This is a genomic window from Steroidobacter flavus, assembly GCF_042651805.1.
In the GTDB taxonomy this organism is placed as follows: Bacteria; Pseudomonadota; Gammaproteobacteria; order Steroidobacterales; family Steroidobacteraceae; genus Steroidobacter; species Steroidobacter flavus.
The window spans coordinates 3,436,954-3,452,209 of the sequence record NZ_JBHSDU010000003.1 but is presented as its reverse complement, the minus strand read 5'-3'; the positions used below and the strand labels follow the sequence as shown (position 1 = coordinate 3,452,209).

10 protein-coding genes are annotated in these 15,256 nt (G+C 62.2%); 1 reads left to right on the top strand and 9 read right to left on the bottom strand.

Annotation, left to right across the window (positions count from 1 at the left end; translation table 11 throughout):
* Position 1: 1 nt before the first annotated feature.
* The 5 genes from ACFPN2_RS20615 to ACFPN2_RS20595 are packed head-to-tail and all read right to left on the bottom strand — an operon-like array spanning position 2 to position 4,972.
* Entirely contained in the window at positions 2-772 is a 771-nt protein-coding gene (locus ACFPN2_RS20615) for a 2-keto-4-pentenoate hydratase (RefSeq protein ID WP_380599921.1), read from the bottom strand.
* The gene (dmpG, locus tag ACFPN2_RS20610) at positions 769-1,797 is read right to left on the bottom strand and encodes a 4-hydroxy-2-oxovalerate aldolase (protein ID WP_380599919.1); all 1,029 of its coding nucleotides are present in this window, start codon (positions 1,795-1,797) and stop codon (positions 769-771) included. The genes ACFPN2_RS20615 and dmpG overlap by 4 nt, the downstream gene beginning before the upstream one ends.
* A complete protein-coding gene (locus ACFPN2_RS20605) occupies positions 1,797-2,735 on the bottom strand; it encodes an acetaldehyde dehydrogenase (acetylating) (RefSeq protein WP_380599917.1) in 939 nt (312 codons plus the stop codon). The genes dmpG and ACFPN2_RS20605 overlap by 1 nt, the downstream gene beginning before the upstream one ends.
* A gap of 4 nt (positions 2,736-2,739) precedes the next feature.
* Positions 2,740-3,537, bottom strand: a complete 798-nt coding sequence (locus tag ACFPN2_RS20600) for a 2-keto-4-pentenoate hydratase (RefSeq protein WP_380599915.1) — start codon at positions 3,535-3,537, stop codon at positions 2,740-2,742.
* On the bottom strand, positions 3,518-4,972 hold the full coding sequence (locus ACFPN2_RS20595; protein WP_380600192.1) for a 2-hydroxymuconic semialdehyde dehydrogenase: 1,455 nt from the start codon (positions 4,970-4,972) through the stop codon (positions 3,518-3,520). The genes ACFPN2_RS20600 and ACFPN2_RS20595 overlap by 20 nt, the downstream gene beginning before the upstream one ends.
* A gap of 260 nt (positions 4,973-5,232) precedes the next feature.
* Here ACFPN2_RS20595 and ACFPN2_RS20590 point away from each other — a divergent pair, with 260 nt between their 5' ends.
* Positions 5,233-6,585, top strand: a complete 1,353-nt coding sequence (locus ACFPN2_RS20590) for an MFS transporter (RefSeq protein ID WP_380599913.1) — start codon at positions 5,233-5,235, stop codon at positions 6,583-6,585.
* Positions 6,586-6,633: 48 nt separating this feature from the next.
* Here the strand turns inward: ACFPN2_RS20590 and ACFPN2_RS20585 are convergent, their stop codons facing one another.
* The 4 genes from ACFPN2_RS20585 to ACFPN2_RS20570 all read right to left on the bottom strand — a co-directional run bounded on the left by ACFPN2_RS20585 (position 6,634) and on the right by ACFPN2_RS20570 (position 15,253).
* Positions 6,634-9,609, bottom strand: coding sequence for a TonB-dependent receptor plug domain-containing protein (locus tag ACFPN2_RS20585; protein WP_380599912.1), 2,976 nt, complete (start codon positions 9,607-9,609; stop codon positions 6,634-6,636).
* 254 nt (positions 9,610-9,863) lie between these two features.
* The gene (locus ACFPN2_RS20580; protein ID WP_380599910.1) at positions 9,864-10,625 is read right to left on the bottom strand and encodes a GntR family transcriptional regulator; all 762 of its coding nucleotides are present in this window, start codon (positions 10,623-10,625) and stop codon (positions 9,864-9,866) included.
* A 34-nt stretch (positions 10,626-10,659) separates the two neighbouring features.
* Positions 10,660-13,638 (bottom strand): TonB-dependent receptor plug domain-containing protein, encoded by a 2,979-nt coding sequence (locus ACFPN2_RS20575; RefSeq protein WP_380599908.1) that lies wholly within the window; start codon positions 13,636-13,638, stop codon positions 10,660-10,662.
* A gap of 313 nt (positions 13,639-13,951) precedes the next feature.
* A complete protein-coding gene (locus ACFPN2_RS20570; RefSeq protein ID WP_380599906.1) occupies positions 13,952-15,253 on the bottom strand; it encodes an amidohydrolase in 1,302 nt (433 codons plus the stop codon).
* Positions 15,254-15,256 lie beyond the last annotated feature (3 nt).

Here is a 15,256-nt window from a genome sequence, read left to right as displayed (position 1 = left end):
ATTACTCCGCGACCGTAAACGACGTCCGACCCAGACGTTCGACTTCCAACTGCACGTGCATGCCGACGAACAGCTCGAACGCCGCCGTCGCACCGCCGGCCATCACGATATGACCCGCTTCCAGCACTTCACCGCTCATCGCGACCAGACGCGCCGCCGCCACCAGCGAACGCAGCGGGTCACCCATGATCGCCGCCGTCGAACCGAACGTCTGCGGGCGACCGTTCACAGTAACCACCATGCCCAGATTATCGAGCGCCTGATGCGGCGTATTCCACGGACCGATGGTGAGCGCCGACGACGAGCTGTTATCGGCCACCACGTCCGTCAGCGAGAAGCGGAAGTTCTGATAGCGCGAATCGATGATCTCCAGCGCCGGCGCGATGGCCTCGACCGCATCGAGTGCCTGCGGTGCCGTCACGATGCCGGACAGCGGCTTGCGCAACAGAAACGCAACTTCCGGCTCGACGCGGGGATGAACGAAACGTTTCCTGCTGATCGTGCCACCGTCTTCGGCAATCATCGCATGCGTCAGCCGGCCCCAGATCAGATCGGACACGCCCATCTGTTCCATCTTGGCGCGACTGGTGAAGCCCATCTTGGTGCCGATGCGCCGCTCACCGCGGGCAATTCGACGCTCGATGCTTTGCCTCTGGATCTCGTAAGCCTGTTCCAGCGTCAACGTTTCCGTGGCGGAAATTTGTGCCACCGCGGTGGCATTGCGAGCCGCATCGTCCAGTAGCATCGCGAGACGGGGAATATCTACACTCATGCGGCGACCTCTTTCGTCTGCAGGCGCGCTTTCAAATCCAGCGCGACGTCAACGATCATATCTTCCTGCCCACCAACCATCCGTCGTCGACCCAGCTCCATCAGGATCTCTCGCACATCGACACCGTAGTCGCGTGCGGCCTTCTCGGCATGGCGAAGGAAGCTGGAATAAACACCCGCGTAGCCCAGCGACAGCGTCTCGCGATCGACGCGCACCGGGCGGTCCTGCAACGGACGCACCAGCTCTTCCGCGGCATCCATCAACTTGAACAGATCGCAGCCGTGCTCGAAGCCCATGCGATCGGCGGCTGCGATGAACACTTCGAGCGGCGCATTGCCCGCGCCCGCGCCCATGCCCGCAAGCGACGCATCGACCCGGGTCACGCCGTGCTCGACCGCGACGATCGAGTTTGCGACACCGAGCGACAGATTGTGATGCGCATGAATGCCGATCTGCGTGCCCGGCTGCAACGCCTGGCGCAGAGCGCGCACGCGTTGTTCCGTATCGCGCATGGTAAGGGCGCCGCCCGAGTCGACGACGTACACGCAATGCGCGCCGTAGCTTTCCATCAACTTCGCCTGTGCGGCCAACTGATCCGGCGGACTCATATGCGACATCATCAAGAATCCGCACACGTCAAGGTCCATTCTGCGGGCTGCTTCGATGTGCTGACGAGAAATATCCGCCTCGGTGCAATGAGTCGCGACGCGCACAGACCTCACGCCCACCTTCGCAGCGGCATGCAAGTCTTCGATTGTGCCGATGCCGGGCAACAACAGCGTCGTCAGCTTCGCGTGCGTGACCGACGCGGCTACCGCTTCGATCCACTCGAGATCGGTGTGACGACCGAACCCATAATTGAAGCTCGATCCCGCGAGGCCGTCGCCGTGCGCCACTTCGATGGCCGCGACCTTCGCTTCGTCCAACGCGCGAGCGATGGCAATGACGTGATCGAGACCGTACTGATGGCGAATGGCGTGCATGCCATCGCGCAACGTGACGTCTTGAATATAGAGCTGCGTCATCAGGCGGCCCTCTGCAGCTGCGTTTCGACGATGCGATCGGCCGTGGTCATCGCCGCCGACGTCATGATGTCGAGATTGCCCGCGTAGGCCGGCAAGTAATGCGCGGCACCTTCGACTTCCAGGTACACCGCCACCTTCAATCCGGTGAGCGGCGCGTCGCCCTTGCGAAGACGCACACCATCTTTCTCGGTGAGGCGCTCGAACTGCACCGCCTGCTTCAATCGATAACCAGGAACGTAACGATTCACGGCCGCGACCATTGCCGTAACAGACGCGGTAATGGCGCGATCATCCTGTGTCTGCGCGAGGCAATACACCGTATCGCGCATGATCAGCGGCGGCTCGGCCGGATTCAGCACGATGATGGCCTTGCCCAACCCCGCGCCGCCGACGCCTTCGATGGCACGCGACGTCGTGACGGTGAACTCATCGATGTTTGCTCGCGTGCCCGGCCCCGCAGACTTCGATGCGATGGACGCAACGATCTCCGCATACGGCACGGTTGCAACTTTACGAACGGCCGCAACGATAGGAATCGTCGCCTGCCCGCCGCAAGTCACCATGTTCACGTTGTGAGCCTGCAGATGCTCATCCAGGTTCACACTAGGGACAACGTACGGACCGACGGCCGCCGGTGTGAGATCGATGGCGCGCTTGCCGTCCTGTTTCAGAATCGCCGCGTGATGCTCGTGCGCCTTGGCCGAGGTCGCATCCAGCACGATATCGATGTCTTGATACAACGATTCACTGCGCAGACCTTCGAGCCCTTTGTCGGTCGCGAACACACCGAGGCGACGCGCACGCGCGAGGCCTTCGGAGTTCGGATCGACGCCCACCAGCGCCGCCATTTCCAAGTGACGCGAGGTGCGCATCACTTTGATCATCAGATCGGTGCCGATGTTGCCCGAGCCGATGATGGCTACTTTCGCCTTGCTCATCCGACTACTCCTTCGTGAACGCAGCCGCGACGCGACCCAAGCCGCTGATGCGCGCTTCGTACACTTCGCCCGGCTTCACCGTGACCATCGGACCGAGTGCGCCCGACAGAATCGTCGTGCCGGCACGCAGCGGATTGCCGAGCTTCGCCATCGTGGCCGCGAGCCAGACCACCGCATTCAACGGATTGCCCAAACAAGCCGCGCCGCAGCCCGTCGACACCGCCTCACCTCGATTCTCCAGGCGTGCCCCGCACATTCTCAGATCGATCGCATCGATCTTGCGCGGCGTGCCGCCGAGCACGAACAGCCCCGACGACGCGTTGTCCGCGATGGTGTCGAACAAAGAAATCTTCCAATCGCGCACCCGACTGTCGACGATCTCAATGGCAGGCAGCGCATAAGCAATCGCGGTCGTGACCTGGGCAAGCGTCGGGCGCTCGGAGTTCAGATCCTTCTCCAGCACGAATGCGATCTCCGCTTCCACCTTCGGCTGGATCAAGCGTGAGATGGGCACGAGCGCGTCGTCGCCATATTCCATGTCGTCGAACAACATGCCGAAGTCGGGCTGATCGACGCCCAGCTGCTTTTGCACGGCATGCGAAGTGAGACCGATCTTCGCGCCGATGACACGACGGCCTGCGGCCAATGCGTCAGCGGTGAAGCGCGACTGAACTTCATACGCGCCCGCGACGCCAAGCGGCTCGATGAGCGAACGAACCGGATCGCATGGCGCGCGTGTCTTCGCCGCCTGGCTCAATGCCGCGTGAGCTGCCGCGATGGCTTCAGAGTTTGACGCAGACATTCCGCAGCTCCGAATAGAACTCGAGACCGTGAACCCCACCCTCGCGGCCGATACCCGACTGCTTGGCGCCGCCGAATGCGGTGCGCAAGTCACGCAGGAACCACGAGTTGAGCCACAAGATACCCACTTCGATCTGGGCCGCAACCCGATGCGCCCGCGACAGGTCGCGAGTGAACACCGAGCCCGCCAGGCCGTAAGGCGTGTCGTTGGCAAGAGCAATCGCTTCCTCTTCAGTATCGAAGGGCGCGACGTGACAACAGGGACCGAAAATTTCTTCGCGCAGCACCGGGTGAGATTCGGGCAGGCCGGTCCAGATCGTCGGCTGCACCCACGCTCCCTCGGCGAACGCGCCCGGCATGTCGGGAACGCCACCACCCGTGATCAGCGTCGCGCCCGAACTGCGAGCGCGCTCGTAGTAACTGAGCACTTTGCGCCGATGCTCCTGACTGATCAACGGACCGAGCGTCGTGGTTTTCTCGAAAGGATCGCCATGACGCTGGATTTCGGCGGCGGCTTTCAACCGATTTACAAATTGATCGAAGATCGGCCGTTGCACATAGATGCGCTCGGTGCCGAGGCACACTTGACCGCAGTTCAGAAAGGTCGAGCGCGTGCTGGCTTCGATGGCGACATCGAGATCGCAGTCGGCGAAGACGATCGACGCATTCTTGCCGCCGAGCTCGAGCGACACGGGGCGCACGCCTTCAGCCGCCGATTTCATGATCGCCGTGCCGGTGCGCGTCTCGCCGGTGAACGTGATGCCATCGACGCCCGGATGATTGACCAGATGCGCACCGGCGCTGTCGGGGCCAAAGCCGTGCACGACGTTATAAACACCGGGCGGCACGCCCGCTTCATTCATCACCTGACCAAGCAAGGTCGCGGTCGTCGGCGTTTCTTCCGACGGCTTCACCACCACGGTGTTGCCACTCGCCATGGCCGGCGCGACCTTCCAGGTCATCAGCAACAAAGGCAGATTCCAGGGACACACGACGGCGATCACGCCGCGCGGCACGCGAATGGAATAATTCAGCGCGCCCTTGCCATCCGGCGTCGGGCTACGGAACGCTTCGGTGGGATGGGCGAGCATTTGATCGGCAAACGCGGTGAAGTTGGCCGCGCCCCGCGGAATATCCAAATGACTCACGTCGCGGATCGGCTTGCCGGTATCGAGAATTTCGGCTTTGACGAATTCGTCGAAACGACGCGTGATGCCTTCGGCGACTTTGCGCATGATGGCGGCGCGCTCGGCATCGGTCATCTTGCCCCACGGACCTTTCAGCGCTTTGCGTGCCGCTTGCACCGCCTGATCGACGACGGAGGCATCGGCCTCGGCAACCGTGCTGACCACGGCGTTGGTGGCAGGATTACGGTTTTCGAAAGTCCGGCCGCCGCCGACGGACGCTCCGTTGATGAAATGCGCCAGGCTCGAAATCGAGGCTGCCATGATGACTCTATTCTAGGATTGGGAGCCTGGATGGTAGCTTAGAATTTCGATATTTCAACCTGGGGCACAAGATTCGACAGATTTTCGTGTAATCCCTCACAGGGCCATCGAGAACCAATTATTCCCCAAAATTATAGGAGTCCTAGCCAGGCCGCTGCGGTTTCCGAGCCAGCATTGACTTCCATTGGCCGCCCTGACATCGTCCGATTATCGAATTTTTATGACGTGATCCTCAGGGGGACCGACGGGTGAATGCCGCCGTTCAGAACACCGCTCAGAGCGCAGACGCCGGCCGCACCGTCGATGTCACCGCGGTCATCGATTCCGCGCCGCTCGGGCGGTTTCAGATCTTCAGCGTCGTGCTGTGCGGCCTGGTCGCCATGCTCGACGGCTTCGACACTCAGTCGGTATTTCTGGTGGCGCCGGTGCTCGCCGAAGTCTGGAACGTCGCGCCCGGCGATTTCGGCCCCATCTTCGGCGCGGGCCTGGTCGGCATTCTGTGCGGCCAATTCATCGCCGGCCCGCTGTCGGATCGTTACGGTCGTCGCAAAGTCATTCTCGGCTGCACGTTGATGTTCGCACTGCTCACCTTCGCGACCGCGGCCGCCACCAGTCTGCAAATGTTGTTGCTATTGAGATTCCTCACCGGCATCGGCCTGGGTGGCGCGACACCGAACATCATCGCGCTCACTGCGGAATTCTCTCCTCAACGCCTGCGCGCCACGGCGATCACTGTGATGTTTGCCGGCTTTCCGCTCGGTGCTGCAATCGGCGCGCTCATCAGCAGCGTGATCATTCCCGCGTTCGGCTGGCACTCGGTATTCATCCTTGGCGGCGTGATTCCGTTGGTCCTGCTCGCGGTGCTGGCCATGCGGCTGCCCGAGTCGGTGCAATTCCTCGTCGCCGCCGGCCGGCCTCAGCAGGAAATCGGTGCTCTGCTCGATCGACTCGTCCCGGATCGTGAGCGCACGACCGGCGAACGTTATGTATTGAAGGAACAGAAGCTGGAAGGCTTCAGCATGCTCCATCTGTTCCGCGACGGCCGCGCAATGAAGACGCTGCTGCTGTGGGTCGCATTCTTCATGAGCCTGCTGATGATTTATTTCCTCATGAGCTGGCTGCCGCTCGCGCTCAAGCAGGCAGGCGCGAGCATCACATCGGCACTCACGGCATCGGTGTTCTTGAACCTCGGCGGCGCGATTGGCGGCATCGTGCTCGGCCGATTGATCGATCGTCTCGACGCAGCCGCGGTGCTGTGCGCGGGCTATGTGATAGCGGGTGTGAGCACTGCGCTGATCGGGCAAGTCGAATCTCACGTCGTGACCTTGATGACCTGCGTCTTTATCGCCGGCTTCTTCACCATCGGCGGCCAGACAGCGATGAATGCGCTGACGGCGAGCATCTATCCAACGCAAGCACGCGCGACCGGCCTGGGTACCGCACTCGCCGTTGGACGCATCGGCTCGGTCATCGGACCAGTGGTTGGCGGCTTGCTGATGGCGGCGATGGTCACCACCGAGAAGTTGTTTCTGCTGAGCGCGCTACCCGCGGTGATTGCGTGCGTGGCGCTGCTCGTATTGCGAGTCTTGTTACGTCGCTGAAAAAGCTGGCGGCCCGTCGTAGTCCGGGCCGCCATGATCGACTGCTGATTAGAAACTCTTCGTCACAGTCAGCGCGACAGCACGTCCGCTGATCACTGCGTTAGCAGCATCGTAGGACTCTGGCGCATTGCCCGTCACGTAACGGCCTGTATCGATGAACGGCGGCTCTTCGTTGGTCGCGTTCAACACACTCAGGCCCACGCCGGCGCCGCTCAACAAACCATTGCCCGTCTGGTCAAAGGTGTAGTTGAACTGCAGATCCAGCGTGATCCAGTCATCGATCTTGACCGGCGTCGTGTTCAACACCGGCGCGCCATTCGCATCCGGCACGTAACAACCGCTCACGCACTCATAGCTGTCCGTGTAGTTGACCGTGGCGATCGCGCTGAACGGCCCACGCCTATACGACAGACCCTGTTTGGTCTTGAGCTTGACCGGATTGCCGGTGCTCTCGTACTTGCCGAGCTTGTCGTCATAGCGCGCACCCGGCGCGGCCTGAATTTCATACGACAGCAACAAGGTGCCGCTGGCGAACACTTCGAACTTGCCGGCGCCGGTATCGAAGCCGTAGCTCGCACCGAGATCGAGGCCGTCCATCTTCAAGCTCGCCAGATTCGTCTGGGTCGCATAGATCACTGCCTGAATCTGACTCGGCTGCAACGTCGTCCCCGGGCCCACCAAGCCGACGAAGCGCGGATCGTTGTACAGCGACTGCACCAATGCGTCGTCCGGATAGAACAACAGATTGCTGGCGTACGGGCTGCTGCCAGTCGCGAAGTAGTTCGCGAGGATGCCGCCCAACGCACCCGAGGTGATACGCACAAGACGGTTGTCGATCTGCAAGTTGAAATAGTTCGCGCTCAACATCAGGCCCGGCACGCTCTCCGGCAGGAACTCGAGACCAGCCGTCCAGGTATCCGCTTCTTCCGGCTTCAGCACCGGACCGGCGCCACCCGATACCACCATCGCACTGAACGTACAAACGCCCTGGCCGTTCGGCGCGGAATGCTCGACCAGCGTCGTGCCACACGGCGCGGTGTAGGTACCGGTCGTGTACAGAATCGCGTTGCCGCCCGGCACGGGCTGCGGACCGTCGTAAGCAAAGCGCATCGGCGGCGCATGGAAGCTGGTGCCGTAGCTGCCGTGGAACGTCAGGCTGTCGATGGGCTTGTAACGCAGACCGAACTTCGGATCGGTGGACGTGAAATCGCCCAGGCCTTGCGAGTCTTCGTGACGCACGGCCAGCGACAGATCCAACGCGCGCAGGCCCGGCATCGAATTGGCATCGCCGAAGATCGGCACAGCGAACTCGGCGAACGCCGATTTCACATCGCGCTCGGTCTCACCGTAAGGCAGCTGCACCGGCGCGATGCTGCGATAGTTGAAGTTGAGCTCGCCATCGATGTGCTCGGTTCGATAGTCGACGCCCAACGCGAGCTTGAGCGGACCGCCGGGCAAGTCGATGACGGTGCCGTCGGCCTTGATCGAGCCCTGGCGCACCCACGAATCGAACTCTAGATTCTCGTAGCCGATCAGCTGATTCAAGACCTGCGCCGACAACGGATCGGTGGAGTACGGATTGAATGTTTCATAGTTCAGCCCGGCGCAGAACGCCTGCTGAGCCGTGGGAGCGGCGATCGCACCGATATTGCTGGAATTCAAGCCCATCAACGAGCAGGTCACCGAGTTCGGCGCGGACACTATGCCGCCGCCGGCACCGGTCAGGAAGTCATCGATGTTCGCGTCGCGCTCCAGCTGCGACTCGCGCTTCTGATCTTCGCGGCTGTACGAGCCCGTGACATCCAACTTCCAGTCGCCGCCGATGTCGAACGTCACGCCGAGATCGCCGCCGAAGCTGTCGACGCTCACGTCGCGCTGAGTGACGAAGTCATCGACCAGCACGCTGAAATTGTTGGTCACGCCAGCGATGTAGTTCGGATTGGTGGTCGGCACGCTGCCGACCAGATCGACGTAGCCGGTGTGATAGTTACCTTCGCGGCGGGTGTAACGCAGACTGCCCTGCGTGGTGATGCCGCTGGCAAGATCCTGATCGAACGTCACGAACACACTGTGACGCTGCATCTCGGGCAGGATGTCCCAGCCGGCCCAGGGATTCGATGTATTGCCGATGCCGCCCGCCGCCGGCGTGAGCTGCCCGACGGTCAGGCCCGTGCCCGCGCCCTGCGGCACGGTGTAAGCAACAGGATTCAGATAGCTGGCCGCGCCTTGGAAGATATTCGCCGCGCTACCGACGCGATTGGTGTAGAGCGGCCAGTTCACGCCACCCTTGCTCGAGAAATCACCCTTGAGATCGCGATCGGCCGCAGTGACGCGCGCACGATCGTTGTATTCGTAACCGATGACGGCGCGGCCGCTGCTCCAGCCATGGCCGCCGACGATGCTCGCCTGGAACTCATCGCCACCACCTTCGGTGAGCGTGCCAACGCGCGCGGACGTCTGCACGCCTTCGAAGTTGCGCTTCAGAATGAAATTGACCACGCCGCCGACCGCGTCGGAGCCGTACACGGCCGATGCGCCGTCCTGCAGGATCTCGATGCGCTCGATGGCCGCGGCAGGAATGTTTGCTACGTCGACGAAGTCGCCAAACTGACCGGAGGTGGCGACCCGACGCCCATCGACCAGCACGAGCGTCGACAGCGCACCGAGACCGCGCAGGTTCACGCCCGAGCCACCCGTGAGATTCGCGCCGGTGGACGAACCGTCCTGACCGCCACGATTGTTGTCGGCTTGCGCCACGCCGCCCGCGAAGTTGACGGGCAGCGCACGTAACAATTCAGCGACAGTGGCCTTGCCGCTCGCGGCAATCTCTTCCGCACCAACCGTTTGAATCGCGTTGCCGATCGGCGCCGTGCCGCGAATGTTTGTACCCGTGACGACGATTTCTTCGAGCGCTTCGATGCTGCCCTGGCCCACGTCCTGAGCCCAGGTCGGCACGGCAATCAGCGTTGCGAAGGAAGCGGCAGCGGCTCGCGATAGCGGGCCGAAATTGCGTTGCTTGAACATGACGCGAATCGTTCTCCCTGAAATTCAACTGGCGCTCGCTCGAGGCGAACGGGCGCGGACGATGGCAAGGGAATCGACACTCGTCAATGGATTTTCGAAATAGTGGCCGTCCTGCAAGTCGGAATGTCGGACGTCGATCACAATTTCGACGTCTCAATCCCACCAAATTGCTGGATTCCCCGACGAGAGAGCGCAGGAAAGCACTGAAGCGGGCGACCTGAGCGGAGCCCGCCGCGCGTTACATTTCGAAATAATTACGCTCGAGGCTTGCCCGGCCGACGGCCGGCGACGCTGCGCTTTTTGTTCTTGTTGAGCAATTCTTCGTCCCGGCGCTCCAATGCGGCGCGGACCACTTCGGTCGTTCGTTGCAGATGTAGCTCAGTCAACCGGCAGGCGCGCAACGTCTTGCGACCGAGCACGGCTTCGACAATGGCTTCGTGCTCATCGTGCACATCGCGCTCGACGCTCGCTTCAGCCAGCGAGATCATTCGATAACGCTCGGAATGATAGTGCAGCATGCTGCGCAGACGGATCAGCCATTTCGAGCCGCACGCCGAGACCAGCGCCTCGTGGAAACGACGATTGGCACTTTCCCAGCGGGCGAACGTGGCGTTATCGCCTTCTTTCAAATGATCCTCGAGCGAGGACAGCTCTTCGTACGCCTGATTGACGGCGCGCTCCCACTCGGGGCCGCCCTTCTCCATGGCCAGCGACAACGCCTGCGTCTCTATCAGCAGACGCGTATTCATCGTGTCCTGCAGCTCGTCCAGCGAAATCTGCGACACCCAGAAACCGCGCTGACCCTCGGCCACCGCCAGCGCGTCGCCGGTCAACTTCACCAACGCCTCGCGCAGCGGGCTCAAGCCCACGTCGTAGCGCTTGGTCAGCATTTCCATCGCGAGCTTGGTCCCGGGCGGCAGCGCACCGGAAATGATATCCCGGCGAATATGCTGGTACGTCTGGTCGGCGATGGTCTTGGCGACCGCGGTGTTGTCGTTGTCCGATTCGCTCTTCATTCGATCCCCGTTATGACCGCAGTTCCTATGCGCGCTAGAAGCTCTTGGTCAGCGTCAGCGCGACGGCCCGGCCACTGATGATAGCGTTAGCAGCATCATAAGACTCCGGGGCATTGCCCGTCACGACTCTGCCGGTGTCGATGAACGGCGGCTCCTCGTTGGTGGCGTTCAACACGCTCAGGCCGATGCCGGCGCCGCTCAGCAGGCCGCCCGTGCCCTCGAAGGTGTAGTTGAACTGCAGGTCCAGGGTGATCCAGTCGTCGATCTTGATCGGCGTGGTGTTCAGCACCGGCGCGCCGGCGGCGTTGGGGACGTAACAACCGCTCACGCACTCGTAACTATCGGTGTAGTTCACCGTCGCGATCGCCGCGAACGGGCCGCGATGGAACGACAGGCCCTGTTTGCTCTTGAACTTCACCGGGTTGCCGGTGCTTTCGTACTTGCCCAGCTTGTCCTCGTAACGCGAGCCCGGCGACGCCTGCAGCTCATAGGACAACAGCAACGTGCCGTTGGCGAACACTTCGAAGTTGCCGAGGCCGGTATCGAAGCCATAGCGCGCTCCCAGATCGACGCCGTCCATCTTCAAGCTCGCCAGGTTGGTCTGCGTGGCATAGATGATCGCGGCGATCTGATTCGGCGTGCGCGTCACGCCCGGGCCCTGCAGGCCGATGAAGCGCGGATCGTCGAACAACGACTGCACCAGTGCGTCGTCGGGATTGAACACCAGATTGTTGATGTACGGGCTGGTGCCGGTCGCGAAGTAATTCGCCAGGATGCCGCCGAGCTGACCCGACGTGATACGCACCAGACGGTTATCGATCTGCATGTTGAAGTAATTCGCGCTCAACATCAGGCCCGGCACGCTTTCCGGCAGGAATTCCAGGCCGGCGGTCCAGGTGTCCGCCTCTTCGGGCTTCAACGTGGGACCGGCGCCGCCAGACACGATCATGCCCACGAACGGACAGGCACCCGACGCATTCGGCACCGCGGGCTGAATGAGCTCCACCAGGGTCGTGTTACACGGCGCCGTGTAGAACGAGTTGGCGTAGAAAATCGCGTTGCCGCCGGGCACCGGCTGCGCGCCGTTGTATGCAAAGCGCATCGGCGGCGCATGGAAGCTGGTGCCGTAACTGGCACGCACGGTCAGGCTGTCGATGGGCTTGTAACGCAGGCCGAACTTCGGATCGGTGGATGTGAAATCGCCGAGCCCCTGCGAGTCTTCGTGACGCACGGCCAGCGACAGATCCAAGGCGCGCAAGCCCGGCAATGAATTGCGATCGCCGACCAGCGGCACGGCGAACTCGGCGTACGCGGACTTCACTTCACGCTCGGTCGCACCGTACGGCATGTGCACGGGATCGATACTGCGATAATTGAAGTCGAGCTGGCCGTCGATATATTCCTTGCGGTAATCCAGACCGACCGCGAGCTTGAGCTGACCGCCGGGCAGATCCATGACGGTGCCATCGACCTTGACCGTGCCCTGACGCACCCACGAATCGAACTCCAGATCCTCGTAACCGATCAGCTGGCTCAACACCTGCGCCGACAGCGGCTCGGTGGAATAAGGATTGAATGTTTCGTAGTTCAGGCCGGCGCAGTAGCTCTGCGCGGCGGTCGGCGCCGCGATCGAGCCGATGTTGCTGGAATTCAGGCCCATCAGCGAACAGGTCACCGAGTTCGGTGCGGCCACGATGCCACCGCCCGCGCCGGCGACGAAGTCATCGATGTTCGCGTCGCGCTCGAGCTGCGATTTACGATTCTGGATCTCGCGGCTGTAAGAGCCCGTCACATCCAGCTGCCAGTCGCCGCCGATATCGAACTTCACGCCGAGATCCGCACCGTAGCTGTCGACCTGCACGTCGCGCTGAGTGAGCACATCGTCGACGAGCACGCTGAACGCATTGGTCGTGCCCGCGATGTAATTCGGATTGGTGGTCGGCACCGCACCGTAAATGTCGACGTAACCGGTGTGATAGTTGCCGTCACGACGCGTGTAGCGAACGCCGCCGTGCGTGCTGATTCGGTCCGTGATGTCCTGGTCGAAGTTCAGGAACAAGCTGTGACGCTGCATTTCCGGCAGGATGTCCCAACCGTCCCACGGATCGGAGGAGTTGCCGAATCCACCGGTCGCCGGCGTGAGTTGCCCGACCGTCAAGCCCGTGCCCGGACCTTGCGGCACCGTGTAAGCGACGTTGCCGTTAAAGGCAGCGGTCGTGCCCGCAAAAATGTTTGCAGCGCTGCCGACGTGCGTCGTGTAGATCGGCCAGTTGACGCCGCCCCGAGAGGACAGGTTGCCGTTGAGATCGCGATCGGACGCGCTCACCCGTGCACGATCGTTGAATTCGTAACCGAGCACCACGCGACCGCTGTCCCAACCGTGCCCCCACACAGCACTGGCCTGGAACTCATCGCCACCGCCTTCGGTGAACGTGCCGATGCGCGCCATGGTCTGCAGACCTTCGAGGTTGCGCTTGAGAATGAAGTTGACGACACCGCCCACCGCATCGGAGCCATACACGGCCGATGCGCCGTCCTGCAGGATCTCGATGCGCTCGATGGCCGCGGCCGGAATGTTCGCTACGTCGACGAAATCGCCGAACTGACCCGAGGTCGCGACCCGACGGCCGTCGACGAGCACGAGCGTCGAGAGCGCACCCAAGCCACGCAGGTTCACACCGGAGCCGCCCGTGAGATTCGAGCCGGCCGACGACGTGTCCTGACCGCCGCGATTGTTGTCAGCTTGCGCTACGCCACCCGCGAAGTTCACCGGCAAATCACGCAGCAGTTCGGCAACTGTGGCCTTGCCGCTCTCGGCGATCTGCTCGGCGCCGAGCGTTTGAATCGGATTGCCGATCGGGGCGGCACCGCGAATGTTTGTACCGGTGACGACGATTTCTTCGAGCGCTTCGGGAGGACTGGCCACTTCCTGCGCCAGCACCGGCGCGGCGAGCAGCGTTGCGAAAGAAACAGCGACAGCTCGCGACAGCGGGCCAGACTTGGCGTTGGACATGGCGCTACCCACTCTCCCCGAAATTTAGTTGTGCTGCCGCCCTTCGCGGCGCTTGTCACGGAAGATAAGGTGCCGCGACGGAACACGTCAATGGAATTTTCGAAATAATTACCCGACTCGTGCGGCTCGCGTTTCGGCCCTCTCGCCGGACCGCCGGCCGCGGGTTGCTGAGAAATCTTTTTTTCAGCCAGAAATCTCGAATCTGCGGCCATGAGGTGGCGACCGGGCCCCTCTCGCGGGCCGTTCGCTATCGATCATATTTCGAAATAGCAGCCCGGCGCTGGGCTGCCCGCCTGATGGGCGGGCGCGCAGACTACGGTTTTGATCGCAAAAATTGAAGCGCGGTGAGCACCTGCGCTTTGACGCCGATCGCGAGCACGCGCTCGTCGATATCGAACTTGGGGGAGTGATTCGCCGGCGTCGAGGCCTTGTCCTTGAAATCCCGGGTCGAGCCGATGATGTAGTACACGCCTGGAATCTCTCGCTCGAAGTACGAGAAATCCTCGGCCGCGGCTCGCAACGGCGCCTGCGTATCCACGCCCGCCGCGCCCGCCGCTTCTTTCAGCGCCGGCATGATGGATTCGAGAATCTTTGGATCGCTGCCTGTCACATACGCCTGCTGCCGGAAGTTCACCTGCGCGGTGGCGCCATAGGTTTTCGCCAGGCCGTCGACCGATGTGTTGATCAGCTCCTTCAACCGCTGTAACCGCTCTTCGCTGAAAGTGCGAATCGTTCCCTGCAGCGTCGCATCGCCGGGCAGGATGTTGCCTCTGACGCCCGCCTGCACCATCGCCAGGGTGACGACGTTCGGCACGTCGAATACATCCACCTGCCGGGCCGAGATGGTCGTCAGGCTCTTGATGATGTCAGCGGACAGATTGACCAGGTCGGTGCCTTCCCAAGGACGGGCACCATGAGTCTGGCGACCTTTCAAATCGATGCGCAGATCGGTGGCGCTGGACAGCAGCGCACCGTAGCGAACGTCGATGCGCCCGACCACGCCGGGCTCGACATGCAAACCGAAGATCGCCTCGGGCTTGGGATTGCTCAGCGCGCCGTCTTTGATCATCAAATCGGCGCCGCCTTCTTCACCCGGCGGGGGACCTTCTTCGGCGGGCTGGAAAATAAAAACAACGGTGCCGGCGATCTGACTGCGCATGCCTGCGAGCACTTGCGCGGCGCCCATGAGAATCGCGGTGTGCGCATCGTGACCGCACGCGTGCATCACGGGCACGATCTTGCCATTGAATTCCGCTGTGACTTTCGAAGCGAACGGTAGCCCGGTTTGTTCTTCCACCGGCAGCGCGTCCATGTCGGCCCGAAGCGCGATCACGCGCCCCGGCTTCGCCCCCTTCAGCACGCCGACAACACCGGTCTTGCCGACGCCCGTACGCACTTCGAGCCCGAGCGACTGCAGATGTTTCGCAACCAGCGCCGCCGTGCGCTCCTCGCGATTACTCAACTCAGGGTGCTGATGAATATCCCGCCGCCAATCGATGACCTGCTGCTCCACCGCCGCGACCTTCTTGTCGACCGCCGCGGTCTGCGCGAGCGCGCCAGTGGCCAGCAGAACGCCGGCCAGGATCAGCGAGACATGCGTGCGCACTCGACTCATTTC

Excerpts from the sequence above, each read along its gene's own strand:
- ACFPN2_RS20585 (WP_380599912.1), bottom strand. The coding sequence starts at position 9,609 with ATGTTCAAGCAACGCAATTTCGGCCCGCTATCGCGAGCCGCTGCCGCT.
- dmpG (WP_380599919.1), bottom strand. The coding sequence starts at position 1,797 with ATGACGCAGCTCTATATTCAAGACGTCACGTTGCGCGATGGCATGCAC.
- ACFPN2_RS20615 (WP_380599921.1), bottom strand. The coding sequence starts at position 772 with ATGAGTGTAGATATTCCCCGTCTCGCGATGCTACTGGACGATGCGGCT.
- ACFPN2_RS20600 (WP_380599915.1), bottom strand. The coding sequence starts at position 3,537 with ATGTCTGCGTCAAACTCTGAAGCCATCGCGGCAGCTCACGCGGCATTG.
- ACFPN2_RS20605 (WP_380599917.1), bottom strand. The coding sequence starts at position 2,735 with ATGAGCAAGGCGAAAGTAGCCATCATCGGCTCGGGCAACATCGGCACC.
- ACFPN2_RS20575 (WP_380599908.1), bottom strand. The coding sequence starts at position 13,638 with ATGTCCAACGCCAAGTCTGGCCCGCTGTCGCGAGCTGTCGCTGTTTCT.
- ACFPN2_RS20570 (WP_380599906.1), bottom strand. The coding sequence starts at position 15,253 with ATGAGTCGAGTGCGCACGCATGTCTCGCTGATCCTGGCCGGCGTTCTG.
- ACFPN2_RS20580 (WP_380599910.1), bottom strand. The coding sequence starts at position 10,625 with ATGAAGAGCGAATCGGACAACGACAACACCGCGGTCGCCAAGACCATC.